Raw genomic sequence first — 18,215 nt, forward strand, 5'->3', positions numbered from 1 at the left:
ACTTATTTATAGTTCTTTTGCTAGTTTTGCGATCTGCATGGCGATTTTTGATTTCTCTGCCATTTTAAGTGTTGTTTGGCTATTTTTTGTGATAAATGTTACCTCATTTAACTCACTACCAAATTTATTTTCGCTACTGATAATGTTTAAACAAACTGCGTCAAGAGTCTTTGCATTTAGCATATTTTTAGCATTCGCTTCAGCATTTTTAGCATCAAATTCAAGTTTAAAGCCGATTTTTTTGCACTTTAACTCTTTTAAATTTTCTAAAACGTCTAAATTTTTAACTAAATTTAAAACAAACCTATCTCCAAGCTCATCTTTTTTAAGTTTTCCGTTAAATTTTTGCTCACATACATAATCGCTAATTGCAGCACACATTACAAGTATTTGGGCATTTTTACACTCATCTTTACAAATTTGTAAAAGTTCGGCGGTTTGTCTAAATTGTGAAACTCTATAAGGCAGATTTTGTGTTTCAAAACTAGCCACCAGCACTACATCTGCTCCAGCATAGTAAAATGCGTCTGCTAAAGCCTTTGCCATCTTGCCACTTGAAAAGTTGGTGATACCACGCACATCATCAATATTTTCAGTAGTCGCACCACCGGTAATGACTATCTTTTGTCCTTTGAATTCATTGCCATTAAGTTTACGGATACACTCTTGCACGATTATCTCTGGCTCAGCTAGTCCTCCTTTGCCAATATCACCACAAGCAAGTGTTTTAAGCATTGGCTCAACTATGCTGACATCGTTATCTGCTAAAAATTTAAGACTTTTTTGCGTTGCAAAGTGACTTATCATCTTATCGTTTGCCGCAGGGGCGATAACAAGTGGAGCAGGGGAGGCGATGAGTGTTTGCATAAAAATATTATCACAGATACCATTTGCAAGGCTATTTATCGTATTTACCGAAGCTGGAGCAACTAGTACCAAGTCCATTTTTGCGTATGCTATGTGGTTGACTCCATTTTGCCAGTCTTCGCTCATGCTACTTAGTACTCTGTGCGAACTAAGTGCTTCAAATCCATTAATGCTACAAAATTTTAATGCCCCATCACTAAGTGCAACGTATACATCAGCTCCTTGTTTTTTTAGTAAAGATAAAATCTCAAATGCTTTGTAAAATGCGATACTTCCGCACACGGCTAGCAAAATTTTCTTATTTTTCAGCATTATTTTTTCCAAAAAATTTATAGAAAAATCCGCTTTTGTTCTCTTGTTTGACGCGACTTATAGCTAACGCACCACTTTTTACGTCGTTAGTTATTGTGCTACCAGCTGCGATTAACACATCATCAGCAATATTTACAGGAGCTATTAGTTGAGTATCAGAGCCGATAAATACGTTTTTACCGATAGTTGTTTTGTGTTTTGTCTTGCCGTCATAGTTGCAAGTTATCGTACCACATCCTATATTTGTGCCTTCGTCAATCTCACAATCGCCCAAATAGCTTAGATGACCAGCTTTTACTCCACTTAAAACGCCCTTTTTTACCTCTACAAAGTTACCGATATGTGTATTTTTGATCTCGCTTTTTGGACGGATATGAGCAAGAGGTCCTATGTCTGAGTTTTCTATCACACTATCTTCAATGACGCTTGAGCTTTTTATAATGCTATCTTTTATCACACACTCACCTAAAATGCTTACATTTTCTTCTATAACACATTCACCTTCAAATTTAGCTCTGCTATCTATGAAAATACTGTCAGGCAATCGCATTAAAATGCCATTTTTCATTAAATTTTTCTTTATCTCATCTTGCATTATTTTTTCTGCAATGCTAAGTTGAAATTTATCATTTATCCCCATAAAACTCTCTTCATTTACATTGACAGCAACACATTTGTAACCATTTTCATTAGCTATTCGTATGCTATCAGTTAGATAAAATTCCTTCTGTGCGTTTTGACTGTCAATCATTGGCAAAATACTTTCTAAAACCTCGCGTTTAAAGCAGTAGCATCCTGCATTTACGCTTCTTACCGCTAACTCTGCTTCACTTGCGTCCTTTTGCTCTACTATCTTTTCTATCTTGCCGTTTTTGCTTATAACTCTGCCATATCCAAATGGCTCGGTTGCTTCAAAGCTACTCATTGCTATGTCTGCGTCAGTATTTGCAAGTCGCATAAGATCAGCACCACGAACAAGTGGCATATCTCCGCACGTTACAAGCACTTTTTTACCGTCAAATTTGATATTTTTTATCGCACCTGCTGTACCAGGAAAATTCGCTAAGTCTTGCGTATAAATTTTAGTTTGCGGATATGCCATTTTTATCACACTTTCAATGAGCTCTTTTTCATAGTAAAGTACTACGCTAACGTCATTTGTGATAGCGTATGCTTGTTTTAGGATGTGTATTATCATCGGTTCATTGCAGAGCTTAAAAAGCACCTTTGGTTGAGTTGATTTCATTCTTGTACCAAGACCTGCAGCTAGTATAACGATAGATATGTCACTCATTTTTACGCCTTAGATATTAAATTTTTCAAGATTGTATCAAAAAAACGCAAATAAAATTTTAAATTTAACTATTTTTTCAACTAAAACTATATAGAATTAAAGTTTAAATACAAAAAAAGAGAGTTAATATGGATTTAGGGACCGTTGTTGGTTGGATTTTAGCGATGGTTTTGCTAGTGGGTGCGATGGCGATTGGCGTTGGCGTTGGACCATATATTGATATACCTTCTGTAATGATCGTATTTGGTGGAACTATCGGCGTTATGATGGTCGGATTTAAGATGGAGACGTTAAAAAACATCTTTAAATTTTATGGCATAGCAGTAAAACCAACTACGATAAATTTACCAGAGACCATAAAAAAAATAGTAGAATACTCTACAAAGGCACGACGTGATGGAATCTTGGCTCTTGAAAATGATGTAAATAACGAACCAAATGTCTTTTTAAAAAAAGGTCTTTCAATGGCTGTTGATGGCAATGAGCCTGACGCTATAAGGGCATTACTTGAAACGGATTTAGAGCAGTCTAGGAGTAGACATACTGGAAATATTAAAATTTTTGATCAAGTTGGTGGTTTTGCAGGAGCTATGGGTATGATAGGAACACTTATAGGTCTAGTTGCGATGCTTTTAAATATGGCTGACCCATCGGCTATCGGTCCATCTATGGCGGTTGCTTTGCTTACGACTCTTTATGGCTCTATGATAGGTAATATCATTGGAGCTCCTGTAGCAAACATCCTTTCTATTCGTGATAGTGATGAGGCATTAGAAAAGCAAGTGATTTTAGAGGGTATTATGGCAATACAAGCTGGAGATAATCCGCGAACGCTTGAAGCAAAACTTTTGTCGTTTTTACCACCAAAAGATAGAAAAAGTCAATTTGAGTAATAGCAATGGCAAATAAAATAGATCCAGCTGACTGTCCAAAATGTATGCCTCAATGGCTTGCTACATTTGGTGATTTGATGTCTCTTTTATTGTGTTTTTTTGTCCTTTTACTTTCAATGGCAACTATGGATGCTAAAAAGATGGAGGCGGCCGCTGGGTCACTTGCTGGTGCTCTTAGTGTGCTTGATGGTGGTGCAAAGCCTGATACTCAAGTAGAGCAAGAAACTGAACTACAAAATAAGATCAAAAAATCCCAAGGTAAAGTCAATAACCAAAGTGAAATGGGAAATATCGTAAAAACTATCAATGAACTAACTAGATCTAGCGGATCGCCTGAAGTTACTATACAAGAGAGTGAAGATGGTTTTATCGTGCGACTTCCTGCGAGTTTGCTTTTTGAAAGTGGTAAGGCAAATATACAAAGTGATGATGTAAGGCTATTTCTAAAACGTATCGCGATGGTCGCTGCAAAGATGCCATCAGATGTTAAGGTAAATGTTATAGGGCATACTGATAACCAAAAACCTGACATAAACTCTCTTTATAAAGATAACTGGCAACTATCAACAGCACGTGCTATAAGTGTAGTGCAGGAGCTTTTAGAAGATGGTGTGAGTGCAGATAGGCTCATAGCCTCAGGTCGTGCTGCTTATGAGCCATTTGCTAGTAATGATACAGCAGAAGGCAAAGAGCGTAATAATCGCGTAGATATACACTTTGTTTCGCTCGATAAAAAGGCAAAAGAGGCTACGAAAAAAAGTGTCCTTGACGCGGTAAAATGATGAAAATTTTATTGGTTTTATCAGCTATTTTTTGTATTAGTTTCGGTGCAGAACCTATTCCCACAATAAATTTAAGCTTAACTGCACCAGATACGCCACAGCAGCTTGTAAATTCTTTAAATGTTTTATTTTTCTTGACGATCTTAACATTGGCTCCATCGCTTGTGTTTATGATGACGAGTTTTCTGCGTCTTATCGTGGTTTTTTCATTTTTGCGTCAAGCGATGGGAACACAGCAAGTACCACCATCAACTGTCCTTATATCTCTTGCGATGATGCTTACGTTTTTTATAATGGAGCCTATAGCAACACAAAGCTATAATGATGGTATAAAACCATATCTAGCTGAACAGATTGGTTATGAAGAGGCATTTGATAAAAGTGTAAAACCGTTTAAAGAATTTATGGTAAAAAATACACGTGAAAAGGATTTAGCCCTATTTTTTCGTATAAGAGATATGAATAATCCTGCAAATATCGATGAAATACCACTAAGTATCGCGATGTCAGCATTTATGATAAGTGAGTTAAAGACGGCTTTTGAGATAGGATTTTTAATATATCTTCCATTTTTAGTTATTGATATGGTTGTTAGCTCGGTACTTATGGCTATGGGTATGATGATGTTACCGCCGGTTATGATCTCGTTACCGTTTAAACTACTGATATTTGTTCTAGTGGATGGATGGAATCTACTTATAGGAAATCTCGTCAAAAGCTTTCATTGATGTTTTATAAATTTCTTAAACGCCTTTTACCTTTGCTTTGCATTTTTGTTATTTTTACAGAGTGTTTACAAGCTGGAAATTTACTCCAGCTAATTGCTTTGGCTCAAAGTGCAACAAGGCAAAATTTAATAAATTTTAATAAAAATCAAGATGAAAATAAGCGTGTCAAACTAAGCTTTAGTGGACGCTATACATTTGTGCCAAACGAGCAAGACAGGGGTATAAAACCAAGTCCGGATCTATAAAGGCACATATTGAGTATTTACTGTTTGATGGTGGTATGAGTGAAGTAGCAAATCAAATCCTCACTCAAGAGAATATTTAAATTTTATACAAAAATGAAGAGCTTAAAAATTTAACCAGTAGGCAGATTAGTAAAATTTATTTTAATGCCATAGCCATAAAGTCGCTTGTGGCTTTAAACGATGAGTTTATAAATTTACTTACGCCTCTGATAGAGATGGCTGAGTTTTAGCTGGAGTTTGGTGAGATAGACGTGAATGAATACAACGCACTAAGAGGAGGCTTGGATAAATTTAAAAATAATAAAGACGAGTTTGGGTTAAGATACTCAGATCTAGTCTCACGTGTAAATTTATTATCAAATGGCAAGATCGATTTTATCAGTGGGTCAAATATTTTAATGCCTGATTTTGATAAAGTAAATTCTAATAAAATGCCAGAGATAAATGCGATTAAAAACATAAAAAATGAGCTTTTAAACCACAAAAAAAGGTGAGTTATTGTCTAAAATTTATCTAAAAGATACACAAAGCTTTAATAATGATAGCTTTAAAATAGGTGATAAAAGTGGTAGTAAAAAGTTAAGTGAATATGTCGCAGCAAATAGATTATTATTTGAGTTTGAGTGGAATTTGTCAAGTAGTGTTGTGGTATCCAGACAAAGTCAGCAAAAACGCATAGAGCAAAGCACAAAAGCTTTAAGTTTAAACGATGAGCAGATGCGTGTGAATATGAGATTAGGGCAACTAAAAGAGTGCATAAAAAGGCTAGGTGCGAAGATAGAGATAAGCGCTTTAAAACAACAAAATTTAAGTAAAAATTTAAAAAATAGTGTGAGTTTATATACAAAAGGCAATATAAAATATGGTGAGTTTTTGTATAGCATGGATAAAAATTTAGAAGATAGGTCTAGTTTTATTTTCGATATTGGTGAGTTTGAGACTGCTAAGGTTGAGTATTTTTATGAGCGTGGAGATTAGATATTAAGGAGAATTTTAGATTGAAAAAATTAGTTTTTGTTACGATTTTGTGGGCGTTTAGTTTTAGTTTAATAGGGGAATTTTTAGCCGGTAAGATAGATAGCTACTTTGCCGTTGTAGTACGTGTGACATTGGCTTCGCTTGTATTTTTACCTTTTACTAAATTTAAAGGTGTATCGCCACGTCTTGCACTAAGCATTATGGCTATTGGTGCGGCACAAATCGGCGTTATGTATCTATTTTACTATAACTCATTTTTGTATCTTAGTGTTACAGAAGTTGCGTTATTTACGATATTTACGCCGTTTTATGTTACGATTATTTATGACGCTTTTAAAATTAGATTTCGCCCATTGTATCTACTTAGTGTCGGTGTGGCGGTGCTTGGTGCATTTATTATTAAATACGACTCAATAAACGATGGCTTTTTAAAAGGTTTTTTGCTCGTTCAAGGTGCAAATATCTGCTTTGGGTTTGGACAAAGTGCATATAAAGCATTGCTTGAACGATATGATGTAGCTCAAAAAGGAATTTTTATTTTTGGGTATTTTCATTTTGGTGCATTACTGATAACTCTTGTGGCGTTTTTGATATTTGGGAATTTTGATCGCATTATACTTAACTGGACGCAGGTTGCAGTGCTATTATGGCTTGGCATAGTGGCTAGTGGACTTGGATATTTTTTGTGGAATAGCGGTGCATGTGAGGTTGATAGCGGAGTTTTAGCCATTATGAATAACGCCTTAATACCAGCTGCGATTGTTGTAAATTTAGTATTTTGGTATAAAGATACGGATATGTTACGCCTTATTCTTGGGGCAGGAGTGTTATGCATATCCTTGATAATACATAAAAAAATTGTCTCTTTTTATGAAGTTAAAGCTATTTAGAGATTTGTCTTTTTGCTATACTTTGCTGAAATTTTACCCAGTCACGGACTGTACTATATGTGTGCTTTCTAACTTTGCTTAACTTTATTGCATCTAGCTAAAAATACTTTACTCTATATTTTTTATTTAAAAAAATATATAGTAAAAACTTGACACGAGTAAAGCAAGATAGTGAGTAAAAATTTTAAAAACATTACAAAATAGTAAAAGATTGGGCAGTTTTTGCTATTTGGCTATAAGGTAGATTGTTACTCTATATTATCTTGTGTAAAAATTCTCATACTAGGAAACTCTAACGCACAAAGTCTTGCAGACATCACTTTACGCCCACAGCCACATCCTAGGTCTATATTAGCACTAAAATGCGTTATAAGTGGCTCATTAAGCGGAGTATGCCCAAATACATTAAAAATTCGTATATTTTCGTGCGTATCATCTCTGCCTGAAAGAACGTGAGCTTTAAACTCTTGTGCGTGATTTGGTGAGTTGCGTAAATACCACATTTTTCCAACAGCAGAGTGAGAGATGACTAGATGGCGATCATCTAGCGTTTTAAACTCATCAAACTCTATAAAAATAGGTAAATTTGATAAGAACTCAACATGAGAGCGTTTATATTCATCACTTTTATCCGCATATGAAGCAAACGTCTCAAATCCGCCGTGTTTAAAATACCACGCCAAGTCGTAAGCATCATCGCTTAAAAGATCATTTTGCATAAGTCCATCTGCGTTTAGCACTAATCTACGTTCGTGATTACCCATGACACATTCAAATTTGTTTTGTATTATAAGCTCAACGACCTTGGCACTATCCATACCTCTATCTACTAGATCTCCAACAAAGCAAATGCGTGAGGTTATACCATTTGGTAGCTTGTTAATTAAGGCTAAAAGTGTCTTAAAACAACCATGTACGTCGCCGATGATATAAATTTGTTCGCTCAAAATAGCCCTTTTTAATGGTATTTTAGCCAAATTTGACTAAATTTGCACCAAATTTGATACACATCTGACAAGAAATTACTTATAACTCACGCTTAGTATGACAGGTTGTCTATGAGTATAAACACTGCTAACCAATAGACACATCAAGCATTAAGACAAAACGTTTGATTTATGCTATATATAATATGCTATATCAAGTCGTGTAAAGACAATTTATGCAACTAAGTTAAAAAGATAAAGCAGGGGAATGAAGTATAAATAGGGGCGTTTATCGCCCCATATAATCATTGCTCGTAAAAGCCACTTGGTTTACCAGTTAGATCGATCATTATGTTTTTCATTTGAGTGTAGTGTTCTAAGATGATCTTGTGTGTTTCACGACCTATGCCTGAGTTTTTATATCCGCCAAATGGACTACCCTCTGGGATTTGATTATAAGTGTTTATCCAGACGCGACCAGTTTCCATAGCACGAGCCACACGCAATGCCTTTGTTATGTCTTGCGTGAAAACACCACCACCCAAGCCGTATTCACTATCATTTACCATTTTAATAAGCTCAGATTCGTCTTTAAATTTAATCACAACACCAACTGGTCCAAATATCTCCTCTTGTGCCACTTGCATATTGTTTCGCACATCAGTTAGCAAAGTTGGCTCTACAAATGCACCCTTATCGCAACCATTTTTAGTATATGCCTTGCCACCTACAGCGACTTTTGCCCCCTCTTTTTTGCCGATCTCGACATAGTTTAAAATTTTCTCAGCCTGTTTTTTGTTTATTTGAGCACCCATTTGTGTAGTTGGATCTAGTGGATCGCCGACTTTTATGCTGCTAAATTTTTTAACTGCTGCATCTATAAATTTGTCATAAAATTTCTCTTCAACGAATATTCTTGAACCAGCACAACACACCTGTCCTTGGTTAAATAAAATACCAAGTTGTAAACCATCAAGTGCCTTGTCTAAATCAGCATCAGCAAAGAATATATTTGCACTCTTTCCACCAAGCTCAAGCGTTGCTGGTATGATACGATTGGCTGCTGCTATGGCTATATCACGACCGATCTCGGTTGAGCCTGTAAAGGCTAATTTATCAAGTCCTGGGTGATTTTTGATCCATTCGCCAGCCTTACTGCCTTTACCAGTCACAACATTAACAAGCCCTTTTGGTAAAATTTTATCTATCAAGCGAAATAGCTCAAGCACCGATAAGCTCGTCTCGCTTGAGGGTTTAAACACGCTTGCATTCCCTGCTGCTATGACCGGTGCTAGTTTCCACGCTGCCATCAAAAATGGAAAATTCCATGGCACGATCTGTCCTACAACGCCGATCGGCTCACGAAGCACGATAGAGAGTTGCTTTTCATTTAATACATTTGCACTGCCCTCTTCACCGGCGATAACGCCGGCAAAATACCTAAAATGTTCCGCTGCAAGCGGAATATCTACATTTAGTGTTTCGCGTATTGGCTTACCATTATCTATCGTCTCAACATGTGCTAAATGCTCCTTATTTGCATCTATCACGTCGGCTATTTTGTTTAAAAGTGCTGAACGCTCAGAGATAGTTGAGTGTTTAAATTTATTAAACGCCACACGAGCTGCTTTAACTGCGTCATTTACGTCATCTTCTGTAGCGTCAGCTATCTCGGCTAGAAGTTTACCATTTGCGGGGTTGTAAGTTTTGAGTGTTGCTTTATCTTTTGCTTCACGCCACTCACCGTTGATAAAAAGACTATATTGTTTAAGTAATTTTGTCATTTTTTCTCCTTTTGGAAATTTTTAATAATACAATTATAATCCTTTAAAGTTAATCATCGTATAAATTGAAAGTAAATTTTTAAACCCATTGAAGGCTAAATGTAGTTTCTTTACCTATGCAGCTATTACATTTTATGGTTATATCATTATTTTTGCAAGATTGTTTTACTAGACTTAAACCTATGCCAAAGCCACCTTGATCTGCGTTAAAGCGTGTATAACGTTCATAAATTTGAGCCTGTTGTTCTTTGCTTATGCCGTTACCGGTGTTTGTTATACTAAAGCTATTTTGCTCTAAGATTATATAGACATTACCTCCTAAATTTGTGTATTTTGCAGCGTTGCTTAGTAAGTTATCAAATATCTTACTCATCTCATATCTATTTGCTTTTATAGTTGCTTTTTTTAAATTTATATCTATTTTAAGGGCTCTTTTTGTAAAAAATGGAGCAAAATAATCAAGCCTTTCACTTAAAAGCTCTTTTAAATCTATCTCTTCTTTGACTATTTTTTTATTAGTATCAAATGCAAGATGCACAAGTGTATCATATACGTTATTTAGGCTTTTTGCGGCTAGTTCTATGTTATTAAAGCGTTTTAAATTTCGCTCATTTAGTGAGTTTTTATCGGTTGTTTCAATGCTCATCATTATGATACTTAGCGGTGTATTTATCTCGTGGGTTGAGTCTTTTATAAAGCGATTTAGTGTGGTTATCTTTGTATAAAGTGGTTCAAGGGATAGTTTGGCTAAATAATATGCAATAAATAGTATAGCACTTAATGCAATTAAAAGCTTTAAAATACTTTTAATTTTTAGGTTTAAAATCTCACTCTTTATGTCTTTACCAATTAGTAATATATTTGCTTTTGATAACTCATCAGTAGCTACATCCATTGTTTGTATTGGTTCAAATATAACTACTTTATCGTCTTGCACCTCACTTTTTTTATTAAATTTGTTGCAGTCTATTTCATTATAAAGCTCTGTCCCGTCTTGAGAAAATATGCAAGTTTTGATATTTTTTTCATTGCTTAGCGTATTTATCTTGTCTATACCGTCCATTCTAGCCTTCATATAAATACCCATTTTTATCTCTTTTAAATTTTTTACTTCATTTAAAATGAGTGTATCTTTTTTCATTCTATAATCATTTATGAAAAAATAGCCTAAAAATATGGCACTAGTAATAAGATATAGCGATAATATTTTGCTTAAAATTTTAGTTTTGTATGGCATATATATAGCCATCGCCCCTTTTGTTTGTTATATTTTCTTTTCCTAAAATTTGGCGTATATCTTTTATATATACACGCAAACTTTGCTCACTTGGCTCTTCGTCGAAGCTCCAAATTTTATCAAATATTTCTTGTTTTGTAAGAAGTTTATTTTTATTTTGTAAAAATAGGATAAGTAGTTCGCTTTGTTTGTTTGAAAGATTTACTATTTCGTCATTTTTAGTCAGATTTTTGCTTTGTGGGTAAAATTTATAACCATCTGCAAGCGTAATAAAGTCGCTATTTGTATGCAAAAAGCTACGTTTTATTAAATTTTTTATACGTATTAGTAGTTCTTTTAGCTCATATGGCTTCTTTAAGTAATCATCGCAACCGCTTTCATAGCCACTCTCTAAGTCATTGACGGTGTTTAGTGAGGTTGTAAATATAGCGGGTGTGTTAACTCCGGCAGACCTTAAAGACGATAACAAGGAAAAGCCATCGCCTTTTGGTAGCTTAACATCAAGTACTAAGATATCAAAATTTTGCTCATAGGCTAGATCTAGTGCATCAGCTGCATTGTTGCAAGTGGTTACTAAGTAATCGTTATCTCTAAGATACTCAGCTATCATCTCAAGCAGTGTCTCATCATCTTCTACGAGCAAAATTTTTATCACTACATACCCTTTTTCATATCGTCTTTCATCTCTTTAGCATTATCCATCATCTTATCTTTACTATCCATCATTTTGTCCTTTTTATCCATCATAGTCTGACTTTTTGTCATCATACCATCTTTATTGTCCATGGACTTATTCATATCGCCTGCAAAAGCACTGCTTGTTACAAATAATGCACTAAGTGCGACTAAAACTAATTTTTTCATAATTTCTCCTTTAAATTAATATGTTGAAATTATAAAATTTTAGTGTAAAGCAAGTGTGAAATCATACTCCAAAAATATAAAAAAGTACAGGTAGGCTAACAAAGCTAAATGTTACACCCATTGCAACTGATGATATGGCTAGTGAACTATCTAGTCCAGCTTTCATTATCATCGCACTAGCTAAGACCATAGGTGGCATTGATGCTTGAAATATCGCAACAATCCATTTTGTATCTATATGTATACTAAAGATATTTATTACCGCAATTATGAATAAAGCAGGAGCTATCATCTTACAAAATATGACGATGAAAAGCCCTTTATACGAACTTCTAATGCTATTAAAACTAAGCCCTATGCCGATAGCAAATAGTGCGATTGGCGTGATCGCACCAGAAAACATTCTAAGAGGTGCAAATATAAAATCAGGTATATAAAACCCCTTTAACATAAACGCACAAATGAGTGCTATAAATGGTGGAAATTTTAAAATTTTTACTGCATTTGCAAAAAGTGAAACTTTCTCTGATGCACCAAAGGACAAGATAAGCGGACCAAGGATAGAAAGCGGTATTGCGGTGGCAAGCTGATCGTAAAATATAACTTCGTTTAATACTTCATCGCCAAAAAATCCCTGAAGTACTGGCAGTCCAACAAAAAGAGTATTGCCAAAAATACTTAACATAACCATACTTACGATGGTGGCTCGTGAAAATTTGAATAAGCAACCAAGCACCAATGCTAAAGTACCACCGAAAATAGACGATAAAAAGCCAGTCGCAATGGAATTAATGAGTGTCGTATCGATAGTTACATGATAAATTTTATCAAATACAAGTGCAGGTATGGCAAAGCATAGGACGAAGTCTACAAAGATAACAGAGTGTTTGGTCTCAACTATCTTAACTTTTTTAGCAAAAAAACCAGTGCTAATCATAACAAAAATAGAAAATAATGGGATCAAATTCATAATAGCTCTTTAGATATAAAAAGTGGATTATATAGCTTTATATTTTAAAATTTAATTAAATTTGTGTTTTAGATATTAATAATAGATTGAATATACAAAAACTTATGCAAATAAAAAGCATGCGTCCTACAGGAAATAGCTTAAGTGTAGCCATACTTATAGATAGCATATATTAAAAATTTAAAAATGTAGCAAAGCGTGTGAAGATAGCCAAATCAACAGAATAAAAGATACACTTAAGATTTATTTGCATATGTTAAAAAGAGAAATTTGAGTGAGTTTTATTATTGAATCTTAAATAAGTATATGAGGTAGAGGAGTATATAATTCACTTAAATAGTGTTTAGAGAGATGTATAAAAAGATTTGAACTTGGTATATGGTTATTAAATGTAGATGATTATGCATAATGAGTATAGTATAAGTTAAATGTATTTTATTTTTGATTTAAAGTGTTTTAATCTCTTGGTTGCAGAGAGCGGATTTGAACCGCTGACCTTCGGGTTATGAGCCCGACGAGCTACCACTGCTCTACTCTGCGATAAGCTAAGATTAAAAATCTAGAGTTGGATGGGGTAAGAGGATTCGAACCTCTGGATGACTGGACCAAAACCAGTTGCCTTACCGCTTGGCGATACCCCAACTTTGTTAAGAAAGCGTAATTATATAGTTTTTAGATAATTTTGTCAAGAGTTTTTATAAATTTACACACAAAATTTTATAAAATATCCCTTTGCCCTTTTGAATTTACTGGGCTTAAAACACCCATTTTTTCCATCTGCTCTATAATATTTGCGGCCTTGTTATATCCTATCTTTAAGCGACGCTGTAGATAGCTTATTGATGTTTTTTGCTCACTTAACACTATCTCTTTTGCCTCCTCATAAAGTTCATCAAGCTCACCGCAATTTATTATGCTACCATTTGCACCACTAGAGCCACTATTTGTGCTATCTTCAGCTAAAAATCGCTCATCATAAACAACTTCTTGTTGCTGTTTTAAAAACTCAACGATACTTTCTATCTCTTTCTCGCTTGCAAAAGGTGCATGAAGTCTGATGATGCCAGGGCTTCCAGGTGGCGTAAAAAGCATATCTCCACGCCCTAGTAAGCTCTCTGCACCCATTTGATCGAGTATGACTTTACTATCAATACGCTGACCTACACGGTAGCTGATACGACTTGGTAGATTTGCTTTTATTAGACCTGTTACGACATCTACGGATGGGCGTTGTGTAGCTACGATGAGATGTATGCCACTAGCTCTTGCCATCTGTGCTAAGCGTCCTATGTAAAGTTCTACATCTTTGCCGCTCGTCATCATAAGGTCAGCAAGTTCATCAATGATAATAACTATGTATGGCAGTTGTTCACCGCCTTCTGTTTTCATCTTTTCGTTATAGCTTTCGATATTTTTTGTGCGTGTGTGGCTCATTATCGTATAGCGACGCTCCATCTCCGCAACCATATTTGCCAGTGCGGTTATGGCTTGTTTAGCCTGTGTTATGACAGGCGTGAGGAGATGCGGGATATCGTTATAAATACTAAATTCCAACATCTTTGGATCTATCATCATAAGACGTAATGTCTGCGGAGAGTTGCGATAAAGTAGGCTAAGTAACATTGCATTTATGCCTACACTTTTTCCACTACCAGTCGTTCCAGCAATAAGAAGATGTGGGAGCTTTTTTAGATCTGTTATAAATGGTGCTCCTACGATATCTTTGCCAAGTGCCATTGTAAGAGGGCTGGAAGCATTTTTATAAATTTCACTCTCTAAAATTTCTTTAAGATATATTGTCTCTAAATTTTGATTTGGCACTTCGATACCTACGACATCTTTACCAGGTATTGGGGCTTGTATACGAATAGTTTGGGCTTTAAGAGCCATTGCTAAGTCATCTTGTAAAGTAAGAATTTTACTTACTTTGATGTGTGGGGCAGGGCGAAACTCAAATGTCGTTACGATAGGACCTGTGTAGGTGCGAACAACGTCGCCATCTATCTTAAAGCGACGCAATTTTTCAAGTAGATCAGAAATTTTTTGATCTATTTCAGCCTCATTTACACTATGTGAACGTTTTGGTGGATTATTTAGAAATTTAAGAGATGGTAGTACAAAGTCTTTTGGTTTTTCGACTTTACCTTTTTCTAGTTCATCAAGCAATTTTTTATTTTCAGCTACTTCATTTAAAATTTCTACACCATTTACTATTGAGACTTTATCGCTACATTGATCTGTTTTAGGCTCATTTTGCACCACTTCATCTTCTAAAATTTGAGTATCAATAATCTCATCTTCAGACTCATTTTGTTTTAAATTTGACTCTTTTGATTTACCTGAAGATGGAATTTGTATCGGGCTTGTTTTTGTCTTTTGCTCACTCTTTTTCTCTAGTTTTGTACTGATCGGATCGACAAATGCTCGCCTTAAAACCACTACAACACTCTCTTTAAATATAAGTCCTACAGAGATTATAAAAAGCATAAGTATAACGACGCAAGTGCCGATCGTGCCGATGACATCTTTTAGCGCTAAATTTATAAATCCACCTACCATGCCACCATTTTCTTGCGATGATGTGAGTGCTTGAAGCATCAATATAGCAAGAAAAAATAGCAAAATTCCAAACAAGTATTGAGAAAATTCTAAATCAAATTTGGTGTAGTTTTTATAGATAAAGTATGCAATGATGATGAGTAAAAATGGAAAAATATAGGCGATATATCCAAAAAATTTAAAATTTATACTACCGATAGCTTGACCAAATGAGCCGACAAAATCTGCAGTAGGAGCAGCTGTGGATATACCAAAATAGACTAATATACAAATCGTAATCGTTAAAATGCTTTGACGTAAAATTTCAGATCCTTTTTTTCAAAAAGGCTTATTATAGCACATTGGAGTTTAAAATTTAAAAAATCAGCGGAATTACCGCTGATTTTACATATAATTTAGTAAGCTAAGTTGATTTATCTTAGATGTGGCTTGCAGCATTGCTTGATATGCCATTGATTTTTGTGTGAAACTAAGATAAGCTTTGGCATAGTCTGCATCGATAACCTCACTCTTTACAGATGAAACGTTAACTTTCATTATCTCAGCACGTTCTTGCGTTGATGTAAGAAGTTTTGTTTGTGAGCCAATTTTAGTTACTTGTTTATTTACATGATCCATAAAATGATCCAGTCTCTCGATAGCTCCTTGCATACCAGTATTTCGTGGATCTCCAGCTTCTGAATCTGCCCTATAATAGCCATTTCTAACAGCAAATATCATATCATCAAGCTCTTTAAATAAATTTACACTTGGTTCATCTATCGTTATAGCATTATTTGCTGAAAAGTTAAATGCTGCACCACCGCCTTGAGAATCAGCAGTCGTAGTGCCTGTGCTATCGCCATAAAATTTGTCAGTATTATCTTCATCATACATAGCTAACTCGATTGGAGTAACGGCATTTTGAAGATCTTTAAGTACAACTTTACCACTATGATCTAGCTCTACTGATACGCTACCACGAGATTTTATTATCTCATTTTGCATAGCCTTGCTATTTGCCTCCCTTTGAGCCTGTGTTATAGTAGCACCTTCGGTAGTTAAAGATGATTGTGGTGGTATATTATCACTTGCAACCATACCAACTATATCCATAAGTTGGCGATACGTGAAGTCATTCGTCTGAGTTCTATATGTACCAAACTCATCTGAGTTATAAACTGGCAAAATTCTAGTTGCACCATTAAATAATTGTGTGCCATCGGCTGCTGTACCAGAGATATCAAATGTTACCGGTACACTTGGATCTTGTGTCCCTAGCTTTACTTTTATATTGTATGTTGCTCCTGATTTTGAGACTATCTTCATGTTTATATTTTTATTATCTATATTGTAGCGATCGTTTGAGTTTGGATATAGTGTTTTTGTCCCAGCTACTTGGCTTAATCTTGTTGAATCAGTAGCAAATTCTCCGGTCGCACGAACAATTTGCGAAACATTGCTTGTTACAGTATTGTCTTTTTTAGCAAATCTCACTTTAGTATAATCAAACGAGTTTGTAGCTACTCCGTTATTGTCTTTAAAATTACTCTTAGTAAATTCAGTAATATATATGCTTCCATTATTTGCCAATGTCTCTAAATTTGCTAGTGTATCGGTGCTAGCTATAGCTGCATTTGCAGTAGCTAAGTCATCTTTTGTGTTTACTTGAGTTGTCGCTGCGACCATATGAAAGTCGATGACTTGGTTGCCTTTTGTTAGATCTTTTATATTAAACTGTCCATCGGCATTTATGCTTACATCTACGACTTTAGTCGTTGCTGTATTACCAAACTCATAACCGATCTTTTCCATTAGGCTATCAATCGTTGTATCTGCTGTCATCTTAAATTTGCTTGTAAAGCTCGTACCATCTGGCTTTTTACCCTGCATATAAAAGTATGTGTCAGGGAATTTTACATCTTTATCGACAAAGTCATAGTCTTTATTTATCGTATTGGGCTGTTTTACATAGTTTAGTCCGATCATATTTTTGATCTTGCTTTCGCCGTTTAGTATCTTTGGATTTTCAGTTGTATCTGCCCTTGTGCGATCAACTTGAATGACATTTGTGGTTATGATTTTTCGATAGTCGCTATCTTTACCTAAAAACATATCATATCCCGGTATATTATGAGCTATCTCTACCTGTGCCCCACTGTGAGTTTTCATATATTCTTTATTGCCTTGATAGTTTCCGCTACCATCGATTGGTTTTGTATCAACTGCACTTCCTGAAAATAAAAATTGCCCATTTATTGAAGTATTGGCGATATTTACAAGGTGGTTTTTGATACCTTGCAAGTCATTTGCTATTGCTTCAAGTGATGTTGTGCTATTTATATCACTTGCAGCTTGCACGACTTTAACTTTAAATTTTTCAAGCTGTTTTACAAACTCTGATATTGATTTATCTGTATTTTTAGCAAAATTTACAGATTTTGATGTCGCTTCTATGACTTGATCAATTGTAGCCACCTCATAATCAAGTCTCATCGCATCGTTATAAGTCGCTGCACCTTCATAGGATTGGTTTATCTTTAAGCCACTTGAAATTTGTTGATAGTTTTTATTGACCTCTGCCATACTTCGTTGATAATCATATAATGTCTGACTGTATCGCCATTGGTTTGTTATTCTCATTGCTTTTCCTAAAATTTATTTTAAAATCATAAGCAAAAATAGTTCCGCTTCATTTATATCGGATAAAATTTGATAAAATTTAGACTCAAATATGATTTTAGAAGTAAAAACGCAACAAGCGGTATAAATTTTGTGGACAAAGATCAAATTTATAATGTTTTATGAGAAATGTGAACGAGAGTAAACTCTGTAAACTTTTTAGTCTTACAAATATTTTTTAAAATCATTTTTGCTTACTAACCATATTAAGTCCACAACTTGGCT

At 34.9% G+C, this 18,215-nt stretch carries 17 protein-coding genes and 2 tRNA genes; 7 read left to right on the top strand and 12 right to left on the bottom strand.

Annotation, left to right across the window (positions count from 1 at the left end; all coding sequences use genetic code 11):
• Positions 1-6: 6 nt before the first annotated feature.
• A complete protein-coding gene (gene coaBC, locus KDE13_RS05420; protein ID WP_212142014.1) occupies positions 7-1,179 on the bottom strand; it encodes a bifunctional phosphopantothenoylcysteine decarboxylase/phosphopantothenate--cysteine ligase CoaBC in 1,173 nt (390 codons plus the stop codon).
• Entirely contained in the window at positions 1,166-2,473 is a 1,308-nt protein-coding gene (gene glmU, locus KDE13_RS05425; protein ID WP_212143059.1) for a bifunctional UDP-N-acetylglucosamine diphosphorylase/glucosamine-1-phosphate N-acetyltransferase GlmU, read from the bottom strand. The genes coaBC and glmU overlap by 14 nt, the downstream gene beginning before the upstream one ends.
• A 128-nt stretch (positions 2,474-2,601) precedes the next feature.
• Here glmU and KDE13_RS05430 point away from each other — a divergent pair, with 128 nt between their 5' ends.
• From KDE13_RS05430 to KDE13_RS05460, 7 genes are all read left to right on the top strand, one after another.
• Positions 2,602-3,366, top strand: a complete 765-nt coding sequence (locus KDE13_RS05430; protein ID WP_212141246.1) for a motility protein A — start codon at positions 2,602-2,604, stop codon at positions 3,364-3,366.
• A gap of 5 nt (positions 3,367-3,371) precedes the next feature.
• Positions 3,372-4,148, top strand: a complete 777-nt coding sequence (locus KDE13_RS05435; RefSeq protein WP_212141245.1) for an OmpA/MotB family protein — start codon at positions 3,372-3,374, stop codon at positions 4,146-4,148.
• Complete coding sequence (gene fliP / locus KDE13_RS05440; RefSeq protein ID WP_212142012.1) at positions 4,145-4,876, top strand: flagellar type III secretion system pore protein FliP; 732 nt, start codon at positions 4,145-4,147, stop codon at positions 4,874-4,876. Before KDE13_RS05435 ends, fliP begins: the two co-directional genes overlap by 4 nt.
• Entirely contained in the window at positions 4,876-5,121 is a 246-nt protein-coding gene (locus KDE13_RS05445; protein WP_212143060.1) for a hypothetical protein, read from the top strand. Before fliP ends, KDE13_RS05445 begins: the two co-directional genes overlap by 1 nt.
• A 281-nt stretch (positions 5,122-5,402) precedes the next feature.
• Complete coding sequence (locus KDE13_RS05450) at positions 5,403-5,615, top strand: hypothetical protein (protein ID WP_212143061.1); 213 nt, start codon at positions 5,403-5,405, stop codon at positions 5,613-5,615.
• A 4-nt stretch (positions 5,616-5,619) separates the two neighbouring features.
• On the top strand, positions 5,620-6,099 hold the full coding sequence (locus KDE13_RS05455; RefSeq protein WP_212143062.1) for a hypothetical protein: 480 nt from the start codon (positions 5,620-5,622) through the stop codon (positions 6,097-6,099).
• A gap of 20 nt (positions 6,100-6,119) precedes the next feature.
• Entirely contained in the window at positions 6,120-6,989 is an 870-nt protein-coding gene (locus KDE13_RS05460; RefSeq protein WP_212142008.1) for an EamA family transporter, read from the top strand.
• A gap of 248 nt (positions 6,990-7,237) precedes the next feature.
• Here KDE13_RS05460 and KDE13_RS05465 read toward each other — a convergent pair whose 3' ends face one another.
• The 10 genes from KDE13_RS05465 to flgL form a co-directional block, all read right to left on the bottom strand.
• Positions 7,238-7,936 carry a metallophosphoesterase gene (locus KDE13_RS05465; protein ID WP_212142007.1) on the bottom strand — a complete coding sequence of 233 codons (699 nt, stop codon included), beginning with the start codon at positions 7,934-7,936 and terminating at the stop codon, positions 7,238-7,240.
• Positions 7,937-8,220: 284 nt separating this feature from the next.
• Positions 8,221-9,699 carry an aldehyde dehydrogenase family protein gene (locus tag KDE13_RS05470; RefSeq protein ID WP_212143063.1) on the bottom strand — a complete coding sequence of 493 codons (1,479 nt, stop codon included), beginning with the start codon at positions 9,697-9,699 and terminating at the stop codon, positions 8,221-8,223.
• Between the two features lie 79 nt (positions 9,700-9,778).
• The gene (locus KDE13_RS05475; RefSeq protein ID WP_212142034.1) at positions 9,779-10,936 is read right to left on the bottom strand and encodes a sensor histidine kinase; all 1,158 of its coding nucleotides are present in this window, start codon (positions 10,934-10,936) and stop codon (positions 9,779-9,781) included.
• Entirely contained in the window at positions 10,920-11,591 is a 672-nt protein-coding gene (locus tag KDE13_RS05480) for a response regulator transcription factor (protein WP_212143064.1), read from the bottom strand. Before KDE13_RS05480 ends, KDE13_RS05475 begins: the two co-directional genes overlap by 17 nt.
• Positions 11,591-11,800, bottom strand: coding sequence for a hypothetical protein (locus KDE13_RS05485; protein WP_212143065.1), 210 nt, complete (start codon positions 11,798-11,800; stop codon positions 11,591-11,593). Before KDE13_RS05485 ends, KDE13_RS05480 begins: the two co-directional genes overlap by 1 nt.
• 61 nt (positions 11,801-11,861) lie before the next feature.
• Positions 11,862-12,770, bottom strand: coding sequence for an AEC family transporter (locus KDE13_RS05490; RefSeq protein ID WP_212143066.1), 909 nt, complete (start codon positions 12,768-12,770; stop codon positions 11,862-11,864).
• Between the two features lie 465 nt (positions 12,771-13,235).
• Positions 13,236-13,310, bottom strand: a tRNA-Met gene (locus KDE13_RS05495).
• A gap of 26 nt (positions 13,311-13,336) precedes the next feature.
• A tRNA-Gln gene (locus KDE13_RS05500) sits at positions 13,337-13,411 on the bottom strand.
• 76 nt (positions 13,412-13,487) lie between these two features.
• Positions 13,488-15,578: an FtsK/SpoIIIE family DNA translocase gene (locus KDE13_RS05505; protein ID WP_420838379.1), complete on the bottom strand. Its 2,091-nt coding sequence runs from the start codon at positions 15,576-15,578 to the stop codon at positions 13,488-13,490.
• Positions 15,579-15,713: 135 nt separating this feature from the next.
• Positions 15,714-17,951, bottom strand: a complete 2,238-nt coding sequence (gene flgL / locus KDE13_RS05510; protein ID WP_212141233.1) for a flagellar hook-associated protein FlgL — start codon at positions 17,949-17,951, stop codon at positions 15,714-15,716.
• Positions 17,952-18,215 lie beyond the last annotated feature (264 nt).

It is taken from the genome of Campylobacter anatolicus (genome assembly GCF_018145655.1).
Classification (GTDB): domain Bacteria; phylum Campylobacterota; class Campylobacteria; order Campylobacterales; family Campylobacteraceae; genus Campylobacter_A; species Campylobacter_A anatolicus.

Excerpts from the sequence above, each read along its gene's own strand:
- coaBC (WP_212142014.1), bottom strand. The coding sequence starts at position 1,179 with ATGCTGAAAAATAAGAAAATTTTGCTAGCCGTGTGCGGAAGTATCGCA.
- glmU (WP_212143059.1), bottom strand. The coding sequence starts at position 2,473 with ATGAGTGACATATCTATCGTTATACTAGCTGCAGGTCTTGGTACAAGA.
- KDE13_RS05430 (WP_212141246.1), top strand. The coding sequence starts at position 2,602 with ATGGATTTAGGGACCGTTGTTGGTTGGATTTTAGCGATGGTTTTGCTA.
- KDE13_RS05435 (WP_212141245.1), top strand. The coding sequence starts at position 3,372 with ATGGCAAATAAAATAGATCCAGCTGACTGTCCAAAATGTATGCCTCAA.
- fliP (WP_212142012.1), top strand. The coding sequence starts at position 4,145 with ATGATGAAAATTTTATTGGTTTTATCAGCTATTTTTTGTATTAGTTTC.
- KDE13_RS05445 (WP_212143060.1), top strand. The coding sequence starts at position 4,876 with ATGTTTTATAAATTTCTTAAACGCCTTTTACCTTTGCTTTGCATTTTT.
- KDE13_RS05470 (WP_212143063.1), bottom strand. The coding sequence starts at position 9,699 with ATGACAAAATTACTTAAACAATATAGTCTTTTTATCAACGGTGAGTGG.
- KDE13_RS05475 (WP_212142034.1), bottom strand. The coding sequence starts at position 10,936 with ATGCCATACAAAACTAAAATTTTAAGCAAAATATTATCGCTATATCTT.
- KDE13_RS05485 (WP_212143065.1), bottom strand. The coding sequence starts at position 11,800 with ATGAAAAAATTAGTTTTAGTCGCACTTAGTGCATTATTTGTAACAAGC.
- KDE13_RS05490 (WP_212143066.1), bottom strand. The coding sequence starts at position 12,770 with ATGAATTTGATCCCATTATTTTCTATTTTTGTTATGATTAGCACTGGT.
- flgL (WP_212141233.1), bottom strand. The coding sequence starts at position 17,951 with ATGAGAATAACAAACCAATGGCGATACAGTCAGACATTATATGATTAT.